At 69.0% G+C, this 16,236-nt stretch carries 14 protein-coding genes; 8 read left to right on the top strand and 6 right to left on the bottom strand.

All coding sequences use genetic code 11. The features are described from left to right. Nucleotides 1–22: 22 nt before the first annotated feature. From ACN469_RS16560 to ACN469_RS16550, 3 genes are read left to right on the top strand one after another with little or no spacing between them, the layout of a single operon-like run. The gene (locus ACN469_RS16560; protein WP_498768997.1) at nt 23–1,234 is read left to right on the top strand and encodes an MFS transporter; all 1,212 of its coding nucleotides are present in this window, start codon (nt 23–25) and stop codon (nt 1,232–1,234) included. Further along, nucleotides 1,231–1,728, top strand: a complete 498-nt coding sequence (gene coaD, locus ACN469_RS16555) for a pantetheine-phosphate adenylyltransferase (RefSeq protein WP_498768995.1) — start codon at nt 1,231–1,233, stop codon at nt 1,726–1,728. The genes ACN469_RS16560 and coaD overlap by 4 nt, the downstream gene beginning before the upstream one ends. Beyond that, on the top strand, nt 1,725–2,471 hold the full coding sequence (locus ACN469_RS16550; protein WP_498768993.1) for an MBL fold metallo-hydrolase: 747 nt from the start codon (nt 1,725–1,727) through the stop codon (nt 2,469–2,471). Before coaD ends, ACN469_RS16550 begins: the two co-directional genes overlap by 4 nt. 55 nt (nt 2,472–2,526) lie before the next feature. On the opposite strand, the gene ACN469_RS16545 is transcribed toward ACN469_RS16550, so the two are convergent. Then, nucleotides 2,527–4,422 carry an alpha-amylase family glycosyl hydrolase gene (locus tag ACN469_RS16545; protein ID WP_498768992.1) on the bottom strand — a complete coding sequence of 632 codons (1,896 nt, stop codon included), beginning with the start codon at nt 4,420–4,422 and terminating at the stop codon, nt 2,527–2,529. A 241-nt stretch (nt 4,423–4,663) separates the two neighbouring features. On the opposite strand from ACN469_RS16545, the gene ACN469_RS16540 reads away from it, so the two are divergent. Then, nucleotides 4,664–6,283: a bifunctional metallophosphatase/5'-nucleotidase gene (locus ACN469_RS16540; RefSeq protein ID WP_498768990.1), complete on the top strand. Its 1,620-nt coding sequence runs from the start codon at nt 4,664–4,666 to the stop codon at nt 6,281–6,283. Nucleotides 6,284–6,480: 197 nt separating this feature from the next. After that, a complete protein-coding gene (locus ACN469_RS16535; RefSeq protein ID WP_498768988.1) occupies nt 6,481–7,569 on the top strand; it encodes a 2-oxoglutarate and iron-dependent oxygenase domain-containing protein in 1,089 nt (362 codons plus the stop codon). On the opposite strand, the gene ACN469_RS16530 is transcribed toward ACN469_RS16535, so the two are convergent. Next, on the bottom strand, nt 7,570–8,346 hold the full coding sequence (locus ACN469_RS16530; protein ID WP_498768987.1) for a YdcF family protein: 777 nt from the start codon (nt 8,344–8,346) through the stop codon (nt 7,570–7,572). A 16-nt stretch (nt 8,347–8,362) separates the two neighbouring features. Then, nucleotides 8,363–9,208, bottom strand: coding sequence for an NAD(+)/NADH kinase (locus tag ACN469_RS16525; protein ID WP_498768985.1), 846 nt, complete (start codon nt 9,206–9,208; stop codon nt 8,363–8,365). Nucleotides 9,209–9,325: 117 nt separating this feature from the next. On the opposite strand from ACN469_RS16525, the gene ACN469_RS16520 reads away from it, so the two are divergent. Then, a complete protein-coding gene (locus ACN469_RS16520; protein ID WP_498768983.1) occupies nt 9,326–10,657 on the top strand; it encodes a replication-associated recombination protein A in 1,332 nt (443 codons plus the stop codon). Nucleotide 10,658: 1 nt separating this feature from the next. On the opposite strand, the gene ACN469_RS16515 is transcribed toward ACN469_RS16520, so the two are convergent. From ACN469_RS16515 to ACN469_RS16505, 3 genes are all read right to left on the bottom strand, one after another. Beyond that, nucleotides 10,659–12,125 (bottom strand): sigma-54-dependent transcriptional regulator, encoded by a 1,467-nt coding sequence (locus ACN469_RS16515; RefSeq protein ID WP_498768981.1) that lies wholly within the window; start codon nt 12,123–12,125, stop codon nt 10,659–10,661. Further along, complete coding sequence (locus ACN469_RS16510; RefSeq protein ID WP_498768979.1) at nt 12,122–13,702, bottom strand: ATP-binding protein; 1,581 nt, start codon at nt 13,700–13,702, stop codon at nt 12,122–12,124. Before ACN469_RS16510 ends, ACN469_RS16515 begins: the two co-directional genes overlap by 4 nt. 168 nt (nt 13,703–13,870) lie before the next feature. Continuing rightward, on the bottom strand, nt 13,871–14,821 hold the full coding sequence (locus tag ACN469_RS16505) for a diguanylate cyclase (protein WP_498768977.1): 951 nt from the start codon (nt 14,819–14,821) through the stop codon (nt 13,871–13,873). A 130-nt stretch (nt 14,822–14,951) separates the two neighbouring features. On the opposite strand from ACN469_RS16505, the gene ACN469_RS16500 reads away from it, so the two are divergent. Together ACN469_RS16500 and ACN469_RS16495 are read left to right on the top strand one after the other, a co-directional pair. Next, the gene (locus ACN469_RS16500) at nt 14,952–15,740 is read left to right on the top strand and encodes a glycosyltransferase family 2 protein (RefSeq protein WP_498768975.1); all 789 of its coding nucleotides are present in this window, start codon (nt 14,952–14,954) and stop codon (nt 15,738–15,740) included. 9 nt (nt 15,741–15,749) lie between these two features. Beyond that, nucleotides 15,750–16,236 (top strand): ChbG/HpnK family deacetylase (locus tag ACN469_RS16495; protein WP_498768973.1); only part of this gene is annotated, 487 nt, incomplete at its 3' end.

The raw sequence follows: 16,236 nt of genomic DNA, 5'->3' as shown, positions 1-16,236 counted from the left end.
CGGCACGGCATGGGGAGGGCGCATGAAGACCTCCACGAAGCTGGGCCTCCTCTCGAGCCTCTATCTCTCCCAGGGCCTGCCGTTCGGCTTCTTCACCCAGGCGCTCCCCGTGCTGCTGCGCCACCAGGGCCTGTCGCTTCCGGCCATCGGACTGGCGCACCTGCTCGCGCTGCCGTGGGCTTTGAAGTTCCTCTGGGCGCCCTTCATGGACCGGCACGGCTCCTCGCGTTGGGGACTGCGGCGCGGCTACATCCTCCCGTTGCAGTGCCTCAGCGCGGGCCTGCTCCTGTCGCTCGCGCTGCCCGAGTCCACCGTGGACACGCGCCTGCTGCTCGCGGCGGTGCTCGGCGTCAACCTGCTCGCGGCGACGCAGGACGTGGCGACCGATGGGCTCGCGGTGACGCTGCTCTCGCCCTCCGAGCGCGGCTGGGGCAACGGCATCCAGGTCGCCGCCTATCGCGTGGGCATGATTCTGGGCGGCGGGGTCATGCTCGCCGTGTTCGACAAGGCGGGCTGGCGTCCCACGCTCATGGCCCTCGGCCTGATGTTGCTCGTCGCCACCGTGCCCGTGGCCCTCTACCGCGAGCCGCCCACCGAGCCTTCTCCCCGCGCGAGCCTGGGCCTCGCGTGGTGGTGGCGCAGGCCCGGCGCCACGACGTGGCTCCTCCTGCTCGTCGCCTACAAGGCAGGCGAGGCGCTGGCCACGGGCATGTTGCGCACCTTCCTGGTGGACCGGGGCCTGACGCTGACGGACATCGCGTGGATGCTGGGCGGCGTGGGCTTCACGGCCGGCCTCCTCGGCGCGCTCATCGGCGGCAGCCTCGTATCGCGCCTGGGACGACGCCGGGCGCTGCTCCTCTTCGGCGTCATCCAGGCCACTGCGGTGCTGCTGTACGCGCTCGTCGCCAGCTTCCCGTCGTCGATGCCCTGGCTGACCGCCGTGTGCGCGGTGGAGCACGTGGCCAGCGGCATGGCCACCGCCACCCTCTTCACCGCGATGATGGACGCGTGCCGCCCCGAGCACGCCGCCACCGACTACACCGTGCAGGCCTCGCTCGTGGTGCTGGCCACCGGCGCGGCGGCGGCCGTCAGCGGCTTCAGCGCACAGGCGCTGGGCTACCCCGGGCACTTCGCCCTGTCCGCGCTGCTCTGCCTCGCGGGCACGCTCTACGTGGCACTCGCCTTCCACCCGTCGCGGGAGCTGACGCCCGGGACGCCCGAGGTGTCGTCATGACCATCGCCGTCTATGCAGGCAGCTTCGACCCCGTCACGGCGGGACACCTGTCCGTCGTCCGGCAGGCGGCGCGACTTTTCGGCCACGTCGTCGTCGTCGTCGCCATCAACCCCGCCAAGAACACCCTGCTCACCCAAGACGAGCGCATGGCCCTGGTGCGCGAGGCCGTGGCCATGCACCCCAACGTCACGTTGGCGTGGACCCAGGGCCTCATCGTCGACTACGCGCGAGCCATCGGCGCCAGCGTGCTCCTGCGCGGCGTGCGCGGCGCCACCGATGCGCAGTTCGAGACGGAGCTGGCCCAGAACAACCGCGCGCTCGCGCCTGAAATCTCCACCCTCTTCCTGCCCGCCGAGGCCCACCTCGCCGAGGTGAGCAGCAGCGGACTCAAGCAGCGCGTAGCTCGGGGCGAGGACGTTTCGGCCTTCTGTCCTCCCTCGGTCGCGGCGAAGCTGCGCGAGCGACTCGACCCGTCCCTCCGGAGCCAGCCATGAGCCTGTCCTTCACTCCCCTGGGCGTCGGTGACGCCTTCTCCGCGCTCTACTACTCGTCCTGTCTCGCGGTGGAGGCGGAGGACCAGGTCCTCCTCGTCGACTGTCCCCACCCCATCCGGAAGATGATGCGCGAGGCGTCGCTGTCCTCCGGCGTCCCGCTCGACGTGGACCGCGTGAGCGCCGTGGCCCTCACGCACCTGCACGCGGACCACGCCTCCGGCCTGGAGGGCCTGGGCTACTTCTCCTTCTTCGTGCTCAAGAAGAAGCTGGAGCTGCTCACCCATCCGGACGTGGCCGAGCGCCTCTGGGAGGGCCACCTAGCCGCCGGCATGGAGTGCCTCATCGAGAAGAAGGGCGAGCCTCCCAACCCGAAGCACTTCGACGACTACTTCGACCACACGCCGCTCTCCACCGAGTCGGCCGTGCGGCACGGGCCCTTCCTCATCGAGGCCCGGATGACGTACCACCACGTGCCCACCACCGCGCTGCGCATCCACGCGGGAGGCCGGTGCCTGGGCTACAGCGCGGACACCGCCTACGACGAGGGCCTCATCGACTGGCTGTCGCGCGCGGACCTGGTCATCCACGAGACGAACTACGGCGTGCACACGCCCTACGAGAAGCTCGCCGCGCTGCCCGAAGGACTGCGCGCCCGCATGCGCCTCATCCACTACCCCGACGACTTCGACACCGCGGCCAGCGTCATCGAGCCGCTCCAGCAAGGCCGTCGCTACACCGTCTGAGGACGCAGGCGCCCGCCCCGCGAGGCAACGGGCGCCCACGTCCTGGGGCTTCGCGCTACTGCGAGAAGATGAGCAGCGAGTAGGGCCCGATGGCGAAGGACGCGTTGTTGCTCATGCCGTCCTTGGCGCCGCTATAGGCCGTGGTGGTCGCCGACGTGGTGTTGCCGAAGTCCGACGAGTACCCGTTCCAGTCGCTGTTGAAGCGCAGGTGCCACGTGCCCGTGCGCGGGAAGCCGATGTTGTAGCTGGAGTAGTAGGTGCCGCTGAAGTTGGCGACGATGATGACGTCGTCCCCCGCGCCGCCGCTGTCCCAGCGGTGATACGCGAGCAGCTTGTTGGTGTTGTTGACGTGGTGGACGTTGACGTTGCCACCGCGCAGGCCGCGCGTGTTGTTGTTCCAGTTGCGGCGCTGACGGATGAGGTCGCGGTACAGCGTCTTGATGCCGCCGTAGGGGGTCAGCTTGCCCCAGTCCAGCGGGTCACCGTCCGCGAAGAAGCCATCCTCCAGGAACTCCTGGCCCTGGAACATCATCGGGATGCCCGGCGAGGTGAACGTGATTCCCGCGGCCAGCGTGGAGCGCTTCTTCGCCGCCCAGCTCCCCGCGTTGCCCGGCCAGATCTCCTCCGGCACGCGGGCATGGCCGTTGGCCACCTCGTCGTGGCTCTCCGTGTAGATGACGCGCGCGTGGGAGCGGCCGCTGAAGCGCTGGGTAATCGCGTCACGCACCGCGAACATGTTCCGGTTGGCGTCGTTCTGCTCGATGACCGCCGTGCGCACGGGGTGCACGAACTCCGCCGTCCACTGCGCGTCGAAGCCCGCGCCGCCCGCGAAGTCGGAGGTCGCGTCGTTGGTGATGGAGTCACCGCCGCCGAAGTCCTCGGCGATGGAGATCTTCCAGGGCTTGTTCGCGTTGATTTCGCGGTTGATGGAGCGGAACACCTGCCACGCCGACGGGATGTCACCCGAGCCGTCAATCGTGCGCATGTACTTCGTGGCATCCCAGCGCAGCCCGTCCGCGCGGAAGTTGTCCAGCAGGTTCATCATCGAGTCGCGGATGTACGCACGCACCTCGGGACGGCCGTAGTCCGGGCGCGTGTCGCCCCACGGCGTCACCTTGCGGCTGTCGGTGAAGAAGTACTCGCCGCCGTTGCCCAGGCAGTCACCGCTGAAGCACCACATGGGCAAATCACTGGGGCCGTAGTGGTTGTGCACCACGTCGAAGATGACGCCGATGCCCCGGTAATGCGCCTCGTCCACGAAGCGCTTCATGTCGTTGGGCGAGCCGTAGGCGCTCTCCGGCGCGAACGGGAAGGCCGCGTTGTAGCCCCAGGAGAAGTCCCCGGCGAACTCATACGCCGGCATCACCTTGACCATGTTGATGCCCAGGTCTCGCAGGTAGTCGAGCTTGGCGATGGCGCTGGTCCAGTTGCCCGGCCCGAAGCCCGGCGAGTCGTTGAAGGTCCCCACGTGCATCTCGTAGATGACCATGTCGTTGAAGCCCGGCGTGCTGAACTGCTGGGCGTTCCAGAAGTACTCGCCGTGGTCATAGATGATGCTGGCGCCCGTGGAGTTCTCCTGCCACGCCGAGCGCGGGTCCGCGCGCCAGGCGTCGGTGCCCCACTGGTTGCGCGTGACGAACTTGTACTTCTGCCCCTTCACCGCGCCCGCGACGTCGGCGGAGAAGTTGCCGTTGAACTCGTTGCCCAGCTCCACCCAGCCCCAGCCGCTGAAGTCGCCCGCCACGAAGACGCGACTGGCCAGCGGCGCCCAGGTGCGGAACGTCGTGCCACCCGAATAGATGGTGGCGCCCATGCCCGGCCGCGTCGATGACGTGAGCTGCTGGACGACCTGCGCTGTCTCCTGAACGGAGCCCTGTTGCTTCTCGAGCGTCGCCTCGCCGCAGCCGAACAAACCGGCCAGCAGCAACGCGCTCAACACGTTGTGTCGCATGGTGACAACCTCCTCTTGGGTCAAGGCGGGTCCTAGCAACGGCAGTGAAGTGCGAGCAAACCGCCTACGTGTGATTCCTGTAACTTTCAGTCATGACACGGCGCAGCAGCGATTCACGTTTTCCAGAGCTGACCTCGCCTCAAGACGGGCCGTGAAGGTGGGGGTGCTCGCCTTCCCCGCGTGAGTGCGCTACTCCCGCGAGCCCCGGCGCCGTGCGGGCGCCCCTGGAGAACGACTCGCGATGATGACCTCGACAGCGCTGGCCCGACGTGGGGTCCTGCTCCTGCCGCTCGCGCTGTTCCTGGCACTGACTCCGAGCCACTCGAGGGCCGCCGTCCCCGCCGCGCCCAAGGGTACGACGCGACTGACGTTCCTCCACCTGGCGGACGTGTACCAGGTGCAGCCGCAGGAGCATGGCGACCGGGGCGGGCTCGCGCGGGTGTCCACGCTGCGCAAGCAGGTGCTGAAGGAGACGCCTGCCCCGCACGTGCTGACGCTGATGGGAGGCGACACCCTGTCGCCGTCGGTGGAGTCGCTGCTGGACGTGGACGGCCAGCAGCTCAAGGGCCGGCACATGGTGGACGCGTGGAACGCGCTGGGCCTGGATGTCGCGGTGCTGGGCAACCACGAGTTCGACTTCGGCGACGAGGCGCTGCGCGAGCGCATCCGTCAGTCGCGCTTCACGTGGCTGGGCGCCAACGTGACGGACTCGAAGACGGGCGCGCTGTTCGAGGGCGTGAAGGCCTACGAGGTCCGCGAGGTGGGCGGCATTCCCGTCGGCCTGTTCGGCGTGGTGCTGACCGAGACCAAGACCTCGACGAAGGCGGGGCCGGACACCCAGTTCGGTGACATCTGCGCGGCGGCGAAGGACGCGGTGGCGAAGCTGCGCGAGGCCGGGGCCAAGGTGGTGGTGGGCCTGACGCACCTGCCGCTGGAGCAGGACCGGCAGCTGGCGAAGTGCGTGAAGGTCGACGTGATTCTGGGTGGGCATGACCACGTGGGCGCGGCGGACCGCACCACGGGCACCCCCATCTTCAAGGTGCCCTCGGACGCGCTGGAGCTGGGCCGGCTCTCGCTGGACGTGGACCCGGCGACGGGCACCGTGCGCAAGACGTCCTGGACGCGCATTCCCGTCACGAAGAAGGTGCCGGAGGACGCGGAGTTCAACGAGGCCATGAAGGCCTATAACCCGCTGTTCGCCCGACTGGCGGAGCCCGTGGGCCGCACGCCGGTGGCGCTGGATGCTCGCACCGCGCACGTGCGCACGCGGGAGACGAACCTGGGCTCGCTCGTCGCGGATGCCTTCCGTGAGGCCGCGGGCGCGGACGTGGCCATCGTCAACGGGGGAGCGCTGCGCGCGGACAGCGTGCTGCCCGCCGGGGTGATGACGCGCAGGGATTTGCACTCGCTGATGCCGTACACGGACGAGCTGGTGGTGGCGGAGGTGAAGGGCGCCACGCTGCGCGCGGCCCTGGAGAACGGCGTCAGCCTGGCTCGCGAGGACGCCCGGCCCGGCCGCTTCCTCCAGGTGTCCGGCCTGCGCTTCACGTTCGACCCGCGCAAGCCCGCCGGAGCGCGCGTGGTGGACGTGAAGGTCCACGGCAAGCCGCTCGACACCGAGGCCACGTACCGGCTCGCCACGCTGAACTTCCTCACCAGCGGCAAGGACGGCTACGACGTGCTCAAGGGCCTGCCCACCACGCCCGCGCTGAAGGACGGACGCTCGCCGCTGGACGTGCTCGCCGACACGTTCAAGTCGGGCAAGCCCGCGCCGCGCGCGAAGCCCGAAGGCCGCATCATCCGACTGGGCGGAAGCACGCTGGCCCCTGACGCGCGCCGACCCGCACCGCCCATGAAGTAGCCCTGGCTGGAATTGACCCGCCCCTCACATTCAGTTCCAGACACTCGGACCCCTTGAAACCTGGGTGCCTTTTGCCCCGTGTCTGGCAATGAACGCGAGGGATTGCTCCACTGCCGCGCCGGCGGAGCACCCCCTCTTCTGTGACGCGACAAACCCGGCCCGGGCGAGCTCCCCACCACCCCCACGCGGGAGTTCCCATGGCCGAGCTCGAGACGTTTCAGTTGCCGCAATCCGTGAGTGGAAGCGAGTCCGACGTCGCACTCGGGCTCGCCATGATTCGAGCCTGGAGGCGCGACGGCATCTTCCAGCTCGGGATGAGCCCCACCCAGGCGGAGAAGGCCCGGCGCGCCTTCGAGTCGAGCCGCCGCTTCTTCCGCCAGACGCTCGACGCCAAGTCCCGCTGCGTGAGTGATTTGACGTACAGCGGCTACGTCGCCTCCGGCGAGGAGCTGACGGCGGGCGAGGCGGACTACTCGGAGGTCTTCACCGTCTGCAAGGACGTGCCCCTCACGGACGCGCGCGTGCAGGCGCGCTGGCCCTGCCACGGCCCCGCGCCCTGGCCGGACGAGACGTACCGCCACGACATGAAGGAACACACCGACGAGCTGGGCTCCGCGGGAGAGCGGCTGCTGCGCCTGGTGGCGCTGGGCCTGGGCCTGGAGGTGGACACGCTCACCGCGCTGACGCGGGATGGGTGGCACCACATGCGCGTGCTGCGCTTCCCGGCCCGCTCCCCCATGGCGACGCGGGGAATCGGCGCGCACACCGACTACGGGATGCTGGTCATCGCCGCGCAGGACGACGTGGGAGGCCTCTACATCCGCCCCCCCGTGGAGGGCGAGAAACGCCACCGCAACTGGCTGCCGGGTGAGAGCTCCGCGGGCCTGTACGAGCACGAGGAGCCGTGGACCTTCGTGACGCCCGTGCCCGACGTCCTGACCGTGTTTCCCGGAGACATCCTCCAGTTCCTCACGCGGGGGTATCTCCTGTCGACGCCGCACAAGGTCGCCCTCAACACGCGCGAGCGCTTCGCGATGGCCTACTTCCACGAGCCCCACTTCGAGGCGTGCGTCCGGCCGCTGCAAGCGCCCAAGCGTGACGAGTACATCCACTACGGCTCGCACTTCACCAACATGTTCATGCGCTGCTACCCGGACCGCGTCACCACCCAGCGCATCCTCGACGAGGACCGGCTGACGACGCTGGCCTGGATGCGACAGGAGGCCATCCAGCACACCGCGCCCCTGGAGGAGGTGGAGGTGCCCCTGCGCCGCGCCGCGAGCTGATCACGGCGTCGTCCAGCCCCGGAGCCGATACACGACGCGCCCCGCCAGCTCGCGCAGGACGTCCGTGCTCTGCGACAGGGAGGACGCCCGGGGCACCCAGCTCAGTCGCCCCGGGCGCGTGGCGGGCATCCGCGCGTCCACCGGCAACGTGTCCGGCCGCAGCCCCACCGCGGCGAAGCAGCCCGCGGCGCGAGGCATGTGCGCCGCGCTCGTCACCAGGAGCAGTCGCTTCCAGCCCCGCTCGCGGATGATGCGCTCGGACTCCAGCGCGTTCTCCCGCGTGTTCCGGCTCCGGCCCTCGGTGACGATGCGCTCCGCGGGCACACCCCAGTCTTGAAGCAGGCGCGACAGCACGTCCGCCTCCACCACCGCCTGGGGACGCGGGTCCAACGAGCCGCCCGAGATGAAGACGTGCTTCGCGCGCCCCTCACGCACCAGCTCGAAGCCCTTCAGCACGCGCTCCGACGCGCCGTTGAACTCGACGCGCCCCGAGCGCTCCGTGGCGGATGGGTCCAACCCTCCGCCCAGCACGATGACGGCGTCGTACGTCACGCCCGGCGTGGACGTGTCCCGCGCGCCCGACTCCGCCAGGTACGTCAGCAGCGTGGACACCGCGTCGGTGGAGAAGAGGTAGAGCACCAGCAGGCCCGCGCCCGTCAGCCCTCGGGAGAGCCGGGGCTTGCGGCGAAGAACCAAGGCACCGACGACGAGCAGCAGCAGCGCCCACGTCAGGGGTGCCAGGAAGAGGTCCAGCACCTTCGAGAGAATCAGGAACACGGGACGCGAAGGCCCTTCAGCGCTCGCCCCAGTGGAGCTTCTGGCGAAGGATGGAGAAGTAGGCCACGCGGGGGTTGCGCACCAGGTTGACGCGGTTGGCGGAGCGCACCACCTCGATGCAGTCGCCGCCCTGCAGGCCGTGGCCCGTCTGTCCGTCCAGCGTGAGGTACGTGTCCGCCGTCTCGCTGCGCAGCGTGATTCGGATGACCCGGTCCGCCGGCACGACGATGGAGCGCTGGGTGAGCGCGTGCGAGCAGATGGGCGACAGCACCGTGCAGTCCACCGACGGGTGGACGATGGGGCCGCCGGCCGACAGCGAGTAGGCCGTGGAGCCCGTGGGCGTGGCGAGGATGACGCCGTCCGCCTTGTACGTGGTGATGGGCACCCCATCGATGGACGTCTCGTGGTCGGCGATGCGCGCCAGCGCGCCCTTGTTGATGACCACGTCGTTGAGGATTTCGTCCTCGATGAGCACGCTGCCGTTGCGGATGAGCCGGCACGTCAGCTTCATGCGCGAGTCCACCTGGAAGCGGCCGGACTGCACCTCCTCCAGCGTGGAGAACAGCTCCTCCACGGGAATCTCCGTCATGAAGCCCAGGCTGCCCAGGTTGACGCCGAGGATGGGCACGCCGCGTCCGCCCAGCAGGCGCGCCGCGTAGATGAGGGTGCCGTCACCTCCCAGCACCACCGTCAGGTCCGCCCGGGCCGCCAGCTCCCGGTCTTCTATCCGAGGCCACCCCAGGACATGGGCCAGGGAACGGTCCCCCAGCACGGTGAGGTGCGGATAGGTCTCGCGGATACGGCCCGCCAGCGCCACCGCCTCCGGGTTGTCCTTCTTCGCGACGATGACGAGGGTCTGCACGCGGGGGCTTTTTAATCCAGGCGGGCACCCGGGCGCTCCCCTGATTTGCGCAAGGGCCTTCCCATCGGACAGACGCCCCGGCGAGGCGGCCTTCGAGGCGCTAGGTTTGAGGCTCCCATGGACCTCTTCGAACATGCCGGCCAGAAGGAGCAGGCCCGTCGGGCGCCGCTCGCGGAGCGGATGCGTCCCCGGGCCCTCGACGAGTTCGTCGGCCAGGAGCACATCACCGGCGAGGGCCGCTTCCTGCGCCGGGCCATCGAGAGCGACCAGGTCCCCAGCCTCATCCTCTGGGGGCCTCCGGGCACGGGCAAGACGACGCTCGCGGGGCTGGTGGCCCGCTCCACCGGCGCCGCCTTCGACTCGGTGTCCGCCGTCCTCGCTGGCGTGAAGGACATCCGCGAGACGGTGGCCCGCGCCCAGGAGCGGTGGAACCTGCATCGCCAGCGCACCTTCCTGTTCATCGACGAAATCCACCGCTTCAACAAGTCACAGCAGGACGCCCTCCTGCCCCACGTGGAGAAGGGCACCGTGACGCTCATCGGCGCCACCACGGAGAACCCGTCGTTCGAAGTCAACGCCGCGCTCCTGTCCCGCTGCCGCGTCGTCACCCTGCGCGGGCTGGAGGAGGAGGAGCTGGTGCCGCTGTTGCGCCGGGCCGTCGCCGACGCGCGCGGCCTGGGCGGCAAGGTGGTGGTGGAGGACGACGCGCTGAGCTTCCTCGCGAGCACGGCCGGCGGTGACGCGCGCAAGGCCCTCACCGGCCTGGAGGTGGCCGCGGCCCACGGCGGCGAGAAGGTGGACCGCCAGGTCGCGGAGGAGGCGCTCCAGCAGAAGACGCTGCTGTACGACAAGGGCGGCGAGGAGCACTACAACGTCATCAGCGCCTTCATCAAATCCATGCGCGGCAGCGACGTGGACGGCGCGCTGTACTGGATGGTGCGCATGCTGGAGGCGGGCGAGGACCCCATCTTCGTCCTCCGGCGCATGGTCATCTTCGCTTCAGAGGATATCGGCAACGCGGACCCGCGCGCGCTGAGCGTGGCGGTGGACGCGCTGCGCGCCTTCCAGCTCGTGGGGCTGCCGGAGGGCACCCTGCCCCTCACCCAGGCCGTGACGTACCTGGCCCTCGCGCCCAAGTCGAACGCGGTCATCGCCGCGTACACCGCCGTGCGCGAGGCCGTGACGAAGGAAGGCGCGCTGCCGGTGCCGCTGCACCTGCGCAACGCGCCCACCAGGCTGATGAAGTCGCTGGGGTACGGGGGCGGCTACAAGTACCCCCACAACTTCGAGGGCAACTACGTCCCGGAGGACTACCTGCCGGAGGCCCTGCGCGCCCGGCGCTTCTACACCCCGACCCGGAACGGGCACGAGGCGGAGCTGGCCGAGCGCTACGAGACGATTCAACGCCAGCTCGCGGAGCGGGTCCGCGAGCCTGGCGAGGAGGGTTGAACTAGGACGCGGCTTCCAATGGCTCGACTCCGTCGACGTCGTCGTCCTTGAGGGCGCGCGGCTTCATGGAGCGGCCGGCCACCTCGTACTGCTTGAGGAGGCGACGGAAGTTGGAGCGGTCCACGCCCGCGGCGCGCGCGGCGCTGGAGACGTTCTGGTTGTTCTTCTCCAGGAGCGCGGACAGGTAGCGGCGCTCGAAGGCGCGCATCGCCAGGCGCTTGGCCTGGGCGTACGGCAGGTGCGCCAGCGAGAACACCTCCACCGCCGAGTCGGCCTGCGGCGCCGACTGGAAGCCGGGCGGCAGGTCCTCCACGTCGATGACCTCGTTGCTGGTGAGCACCACCGCGCGCTCGATGACGTTCTCCAGCTCGCGCACGTTGCCCGTCCACCGGTTGCAGGTGAGGGCCTCCATGGCGCGCGGAGAGATGCCCGCGACCTTCTTGTCCGCCTTGGATGCGTACAGCTTCAGGAAGTGGTGCGCGAGCAGCGGCACGTCCTGCGGCCTGTCGCGAAGGGGCGGCAGGTCGATGGTGATGACGTTGAGGCGGTAGAAGAGGTCCTCGCGGAACTTGCCCTGCTCCTTGGCGCGGGACAGGTCCACGTGCGTGGCGGCGATGACTCGCACGTCCACCTTGACGGGCTCGTTGGCGCCCACGCGCTTGACCTCACCCTCCTGGAGGACGCGCAGCAGGCGCACCTGGGTGGCGGGAGGCACATCGCCAATCTCGTCCAGGAAGATGGTGCCGCCGTCGGCCGCTTCGAACAGGCCCTTCTTGTTGCCCGTGGCGCCGGTGAAGCTGCCCTTGATGTGGCCGAACAGCTCGCTCTCCAGCAGCGTCTCCGTGAGCGCCGAGCAGTTGACGGCGACGAAGGGCTTGTCCTTGCGCGAGCTGCGGTAGTGGATGGCGCGCGCCACCAGCTCCTTGCCCGTGCCGCTCTCACCCTGGATGAGCACCGTGGCCGTGGAGTGGCTGACGGTCTCCACCAGCTTGAAGACCGAGCGCATCTGCGGCGACTGGCCGATGAGGTCCTCGAACTGGCTGCGCACGGTGAGCGCCTCTTCCAGCGCGCGGGTGCGGTCCTTGAGCGCCTTGCGCTCGGCCGCCTTGGCCACCGTGAGGCTCACCTCGTCGATGTTCTCGAAGGGCTTGGTGAGGTAGTCGTACGCCCCCGCCTTCACCGCCTCCACCGCCGTCTCCACGGTGGCGAAGGCCGTCATCATGATGACCTCCACATCCGGACGGTCCGCCTTGATTCCGCGGAGCAGGTCCATGCCGGACAGGTTCGGCATCTTGATGTCGAGGACGACGACGTCGATGGAGGGGTCCTTGGCCGCCGTCAGACCTTCCACCGCGTCATCAATGGCCACCACCGGGTGGCCCTCGCGCTGGAGAATCTGCGTCACGGCCTTGAGGACGACGGAGTCGTCATCCACGACGAGGACTTTGGCGCGCTTGACTTGGTTCACGGCAACCTCTCGAGCTGCAGGGGAATGGGCAGGAAGACGGTGAAACGGGAGCCGGCGCCCACCTGGGTGTCGACGTGGAAGCTGCCCCCGTGGTCCTGAACGATGCGGTACGCGATGGACAGACCCAGCCCGGTGCCCTCACCGGGGGGTTTGGTGGTGAAGGAGGGCTCGAAGATGCGCGGCAGGTGCCGCTCCTCGATTCCGCAGCCGGTGTCGGACACCGCGAAGAAGCAGCGGTCTCCCTCGCGGCCCGTCTCCAGCGTCAGCTTGCCTTCGCGCTTGGGCAGCGCCTGAAGGCCATTCTGGAGCAGGTTGAGCACCACCTGCGCGAGCGTGCCGGGGTCCCCGTACACCTTGGGGAGCCCTTCCTTCAAACCCAGGGACAGCACCGCGCGAGGCGTCGCCTTGATTTGCGCGCGGAAGAGCACCGCCGCGTCTTCCACGCAGCGCGACACGTCGAACAGCCGCCGGTCTTCCACGCGGCTGTGCCGGCTGAACTTCAGCAGGCTCTCGACGATGCGCTTGCAGCGCAGCGCGCTCTCTTCAATCAGTCCCAGCGATTCCAGGTCCGCGTCGTCGCGGCCCGCGTCGCGCGACATGAGCTGCGCGAACGCCAGGATGCCGCCCAGCGGATTGTTGATTTCATGCGCCACGCCCCCCGCCAGCTGCCCCACCGCCGCCATCTTCTCCGTCTCGATGAGCCGGCGCGTCATCGCCTGCTCCTCGGTGACGTCGCGATAGGTGCACACCACCCGCTCATCCCCCGCCATGGGGTACGCGGCCACCACGTACGTCCTGCCCCCCTGCTGCACCTCACCCCGCGCGCCCTTGCCACTCTCCATCGCCGCCGGCAGCGGGCAACCCGTGCACGGCTCGTTGCGGCCGAAGAGGTAGCGATAGCAGGCGACGTCCGACGGAATCTGTTCGATGGAGCGCCCGGCCACGTGCGCGTACGCCAGGTTCGCCCGCCGCACCGCGAAGTCGCGACCGCGGACGACACACAGCGGCGTCTCCATGCAGTCGAACGACAGCTCCCACTCGCGCTTGGCCTGGCTGAGCATCCGCGTGCGCTGCGCGACGCGCTCTTCCAGGTCCGCGTTGAGCAGCTTCAGCTCCGCGTTCTGCGCTGTCGTCACCCGGTACAGCCGCTCGTTCTCCGCCTGCAGCGCGTACTGCTCGAACGCGCTCTTCACCGTCAGCACCAGGTGGCTGTCGTTCCAGGGCTTGGAGATGAAGCGGAAGATTTCGGAGCGGTTGATGGCCTCTTCGATGGCCTGCTGGTCCGCCTGCCCCGTGAGCATGATGCGCTGGGCGCGCGGCTCCTGCTGCTTCACCCGCGTCAGGAACTCCACCCCGTTCATGCCGGGCATGCGGAAGTCGGAGATGACGACCTCGGGACGGAACTCCTCCACCGTCCTCAGCGCCTGCTCGGCGTCCGTCGCGGTTTCGATATCCCAGTCACCCCGGCGCAGCACCCGCCGGATGGACTTGAGGATGTTCTCCTCGTCGTCCACGAGCAGCAGCCGGCCGCGCGGGGCGGCTTCGACCTTCGGGAGCTGTGCGGCGAGGGGGCCCATGGGATTCTTTCCGTCCCATGACATTTGCAATGCGTTTGCCAGCCGGTGGGGCACTGCAAACCCATGGAATCACGAGATGATTCGACTCCCCGACAATCGAGGGCCGGGGTCATCATAGACTCATCCCCTATTCATGGGTCAATACCAACCCAGGGTCTTTGACCCAGGTCACTCTCCCTGCGAGGGAGGGGGCGGCAAGAGGGGTGTTTGAGAGTGAAGACAGATGCGATCTCGCCCCTCATCCTTGGCCCGGTAGAGGGCTTCGTCGGCGGTGAGCAGGAGCTGCTCGGGGCTGAGGACGGTCCGGTGGGGAAAACTGGAGACGCCCAGGGAGGCCGTGACTTGAAGTGCTCCATCCGGCCCTACCCGTAGGGTCGCCAAATCCCGCCGCACACGCTCCGCCACGGAGAGCGCCCCCGTCAGGTGGGTGCGAGGCAGCAGGACGGCGAACTCCTCCCCTCCGTAGCGAGCCACCAGGTCGGTCTCGCGCACGCTGCCCTGGAGGGTGGCGGCCACCTCGCGGAGCACTCCGTCCCCCGTGGTGTGCCCGTGCCGGTCGTTCACCTGCTTGAAGTGGTCCAGGTCCAACAGGATGAGCGCCAGCGGGTCGTCATAGCGCTGCGCCCGGCGGAACTCCTCACGCAGCCGTTCCTGGAAATGGCGGTGGTTGTGGACCCCCGTCAGACCGTCCGTCGAGGACAACCGCTGCAGCTCACCCACCTGGTTGGATAGCAGGGTCAACCGGGCCTGGGTCTTCAGGCTGCGGGCCACCCGCGACCGCAGTTCTTCCGCATCCCATGGGTCAAAGACGACCTCGGCTCCCTGGGCCAGCGCACCCACCCAAACGGCCCGGTTTTCCCTCTCTGCCAGGACCAGCACCGGGGGAGCTGGCGGTCCTTCCAAGGCCAGCAGCTTGTCGAGCCAGTGCTGGGCTGTCGGGTCCCCAGGCGGGCGGGCGACCCACACCACCAGGTCGGCCTCTCGCGCCAGCCGGCCCACCTCCGGCCCGGGAGAGACCAACCGGAGGCAGAAGCCTTCCGGTCCGAGCGCCCGCGCCAGCCGGGCCAGGGTTGATTCCGCTTCGTCCACCACCAACAAGGTGCAGGGCCTGATGGTCACAGTATCCCCGGAAAATGGTGACTCCACGGTACCACACAGGTGATCTCGGGTGGGAGCCCCATGATTGATTTAGGACCCGGGGCTTGGTACCGAGCCGCCCAAGCAGTCCCCCCGTACCCCGAGGTCCTCCGTGGCCAAGTACCCCAGCATCAGCCTCTTCCTTCCCGCCTGGAACGAGGAGGACTACGTGGAGCGGGCGGTGGGGCGCGCGGTGGAGGCGCTCACCCAGTTGACGGACGACTTTGAAATCATCGTCGTCAATGACGCGTCGACGGACCGCACGCAGGAGTTGGCGGAGGCCATGACGCAGCGGATTCCGCAGCTGCGAGTCATCAACCATCCGGTGAACCTGAAGTTGGGTGGGGCGATGCGCACGGGGCTGGCGGCGTCGACGAAGGACATCGTCGTCTACTCGGACATCGACCTGCCGTGGGACTTGCGGGAGCTGGAGCGCTCGCTGCATCTGATGGAGTACCTGGAGGCGGACATGATTTGCGCCTTCCGGTTCGACCGCACGAGCGAGGGGCCCAAGCGCATCGTCTACTCGTTCGTCTACAACATGCTCATCCGGGCGCTGTTCGACATCCAGATCAAGGACGTCAACTTCAGCTTCAAGGTGATGCACCGCCGGGTGCTGGAGTCGATGGAGCTCAAGAGCCAGGGCTCGTTCATCGACGCGGAGCTGGTGGTGAAGGCCATCCGCAAGGGCTTCCGCGTGTTCCAGATGGGCGTGGACTACTTCCCGCGCACCCGTGGCGTGTCCACGCTGGCCTCGCCTTCCGTCATCGTGAAGATGGTGAAGGAGCTGGTGAAGCTGTACCCGGAGACGCGCACGCCCGCGCCGCCGACGCAGCCGGTGCGCCTGCCGCCGTCGGTGCAGCCGCTGCGGACGGTGTCCGGCCGTTCGGCGCGGGGCTGAGAGCCCGCCGTGACTTCACGCCCCACGCGCCTCGTGGTGAATGCGGACGACCTGGGGCTGCACCCGTCGCTGGACGCGGGCATCCTCCGTGCGCACCGCGAGGGCATCGTCACCAGCGCCACGCTGCTGGCGATGGGACCCACGGCCGCGGAGGCGGCGGGCCGCGCGCGGGAGCAGGGGCTCGCGGTGGGGCTGCATCTGGCGCTGTCCACGCGGCTGACTCCGGCCGCGCCCGTGCAGGCGGTGAGCACCGTGGCGCCGGGCGGGAGGCTGCGTGGGAGCTGGGCGGACTTCGCGCGGGACTGGTTGATGGGGAAGGTGCGGCGCGAGGAGGTGGCGCTGGAGCTGGACGCGCAGCTGCGGCGAGCGCGCGCGCTGGGCGTGGCGGTGGACCACCTGGACGGGCACCAGCATCTGCATGTGCTTCCGGGCATCAGGCCCCTGGTGGAGGCCCTGGCCGCTCGCGAGAAGCTGCCTGTGCGCTGGCCGGATGCAG

This window comes from Corallococcus terminator, assembly GCF_049194865.1.
In the GTDB taxonomy this organism is placed as follows: Bacteria; Myxococcota; Myxococcia; order Myxococcales; family Myxococcaceae; genus Myxococcus; species Myxococcus terminator_A.
This window is presented reverse-complemented; position numbering and strand designations above follow the sequence as displayed.

What these genes read in the sequence shown, in the direction of transcription:
- ACN469_RS16560 (WP_498768997.1), top strand. Translation starts at nt 23, where the DNA reads ATGAAGACCTCCACGAAGCTGGGCCTCCTCTCGAGCCTCTATCTCTCC.
- coaD (WP_498768995.1), top strand. Translation starts at nt 1,231, where the DNA reads ATGACCATCGCCGTCTATGCAGGCAGCTTCGACCCCGTCACGGCGGGA.
- ACN469_RS16550 (WP_498768993.1), top strand. Translation starts at nt 1,725, where the DNA reads ATGAGCCTGTCCTTCACTCCCCTGGGCGTCGGTGACGCCTTCTCCGCG.
- ACN469_RS16545 (WP_498768992.1), bottom strand. Translation starts at nt 4,422, where the DNA reads ATGCGACACAACGTGTTGAGCGCGTTGCTGCTGGCCGGTTTGTTCGGC.
- ACN469_RS16540 (WP_498768990.1), top strand. Translation starts at nt 4,664, where the DNA reads ATGATGACCTCGACAGCGCTGGCCCGACGTGGGGTCCTGCTCCTGCCG.
- ACN469_RS16535 (WP_498768988.1), top strand. Translation starts at nt 6,481, where the DNA reads ATGGCCGAGCTCGAGACGTTTCAGTTGCCGCAATCCGTGAGTGGAAGC.
- ACN469_RS16520 (WP_498768983.1), top strand. Translation starts at nt 9,326, where the DNA reads ATGGACCTCTTCGAACATGCCGGCCAGAAGGAGCAGGCCCGTCGGGCG.
- ACN469_RS16510 (WP_498768979.1), bottom strand. Translation starts at nt 13,702, where the DNA reads ATGGGCCCCCTCGCCGCACAGCTCCCGAAGGTCGAAGCCGCCCCGCGC.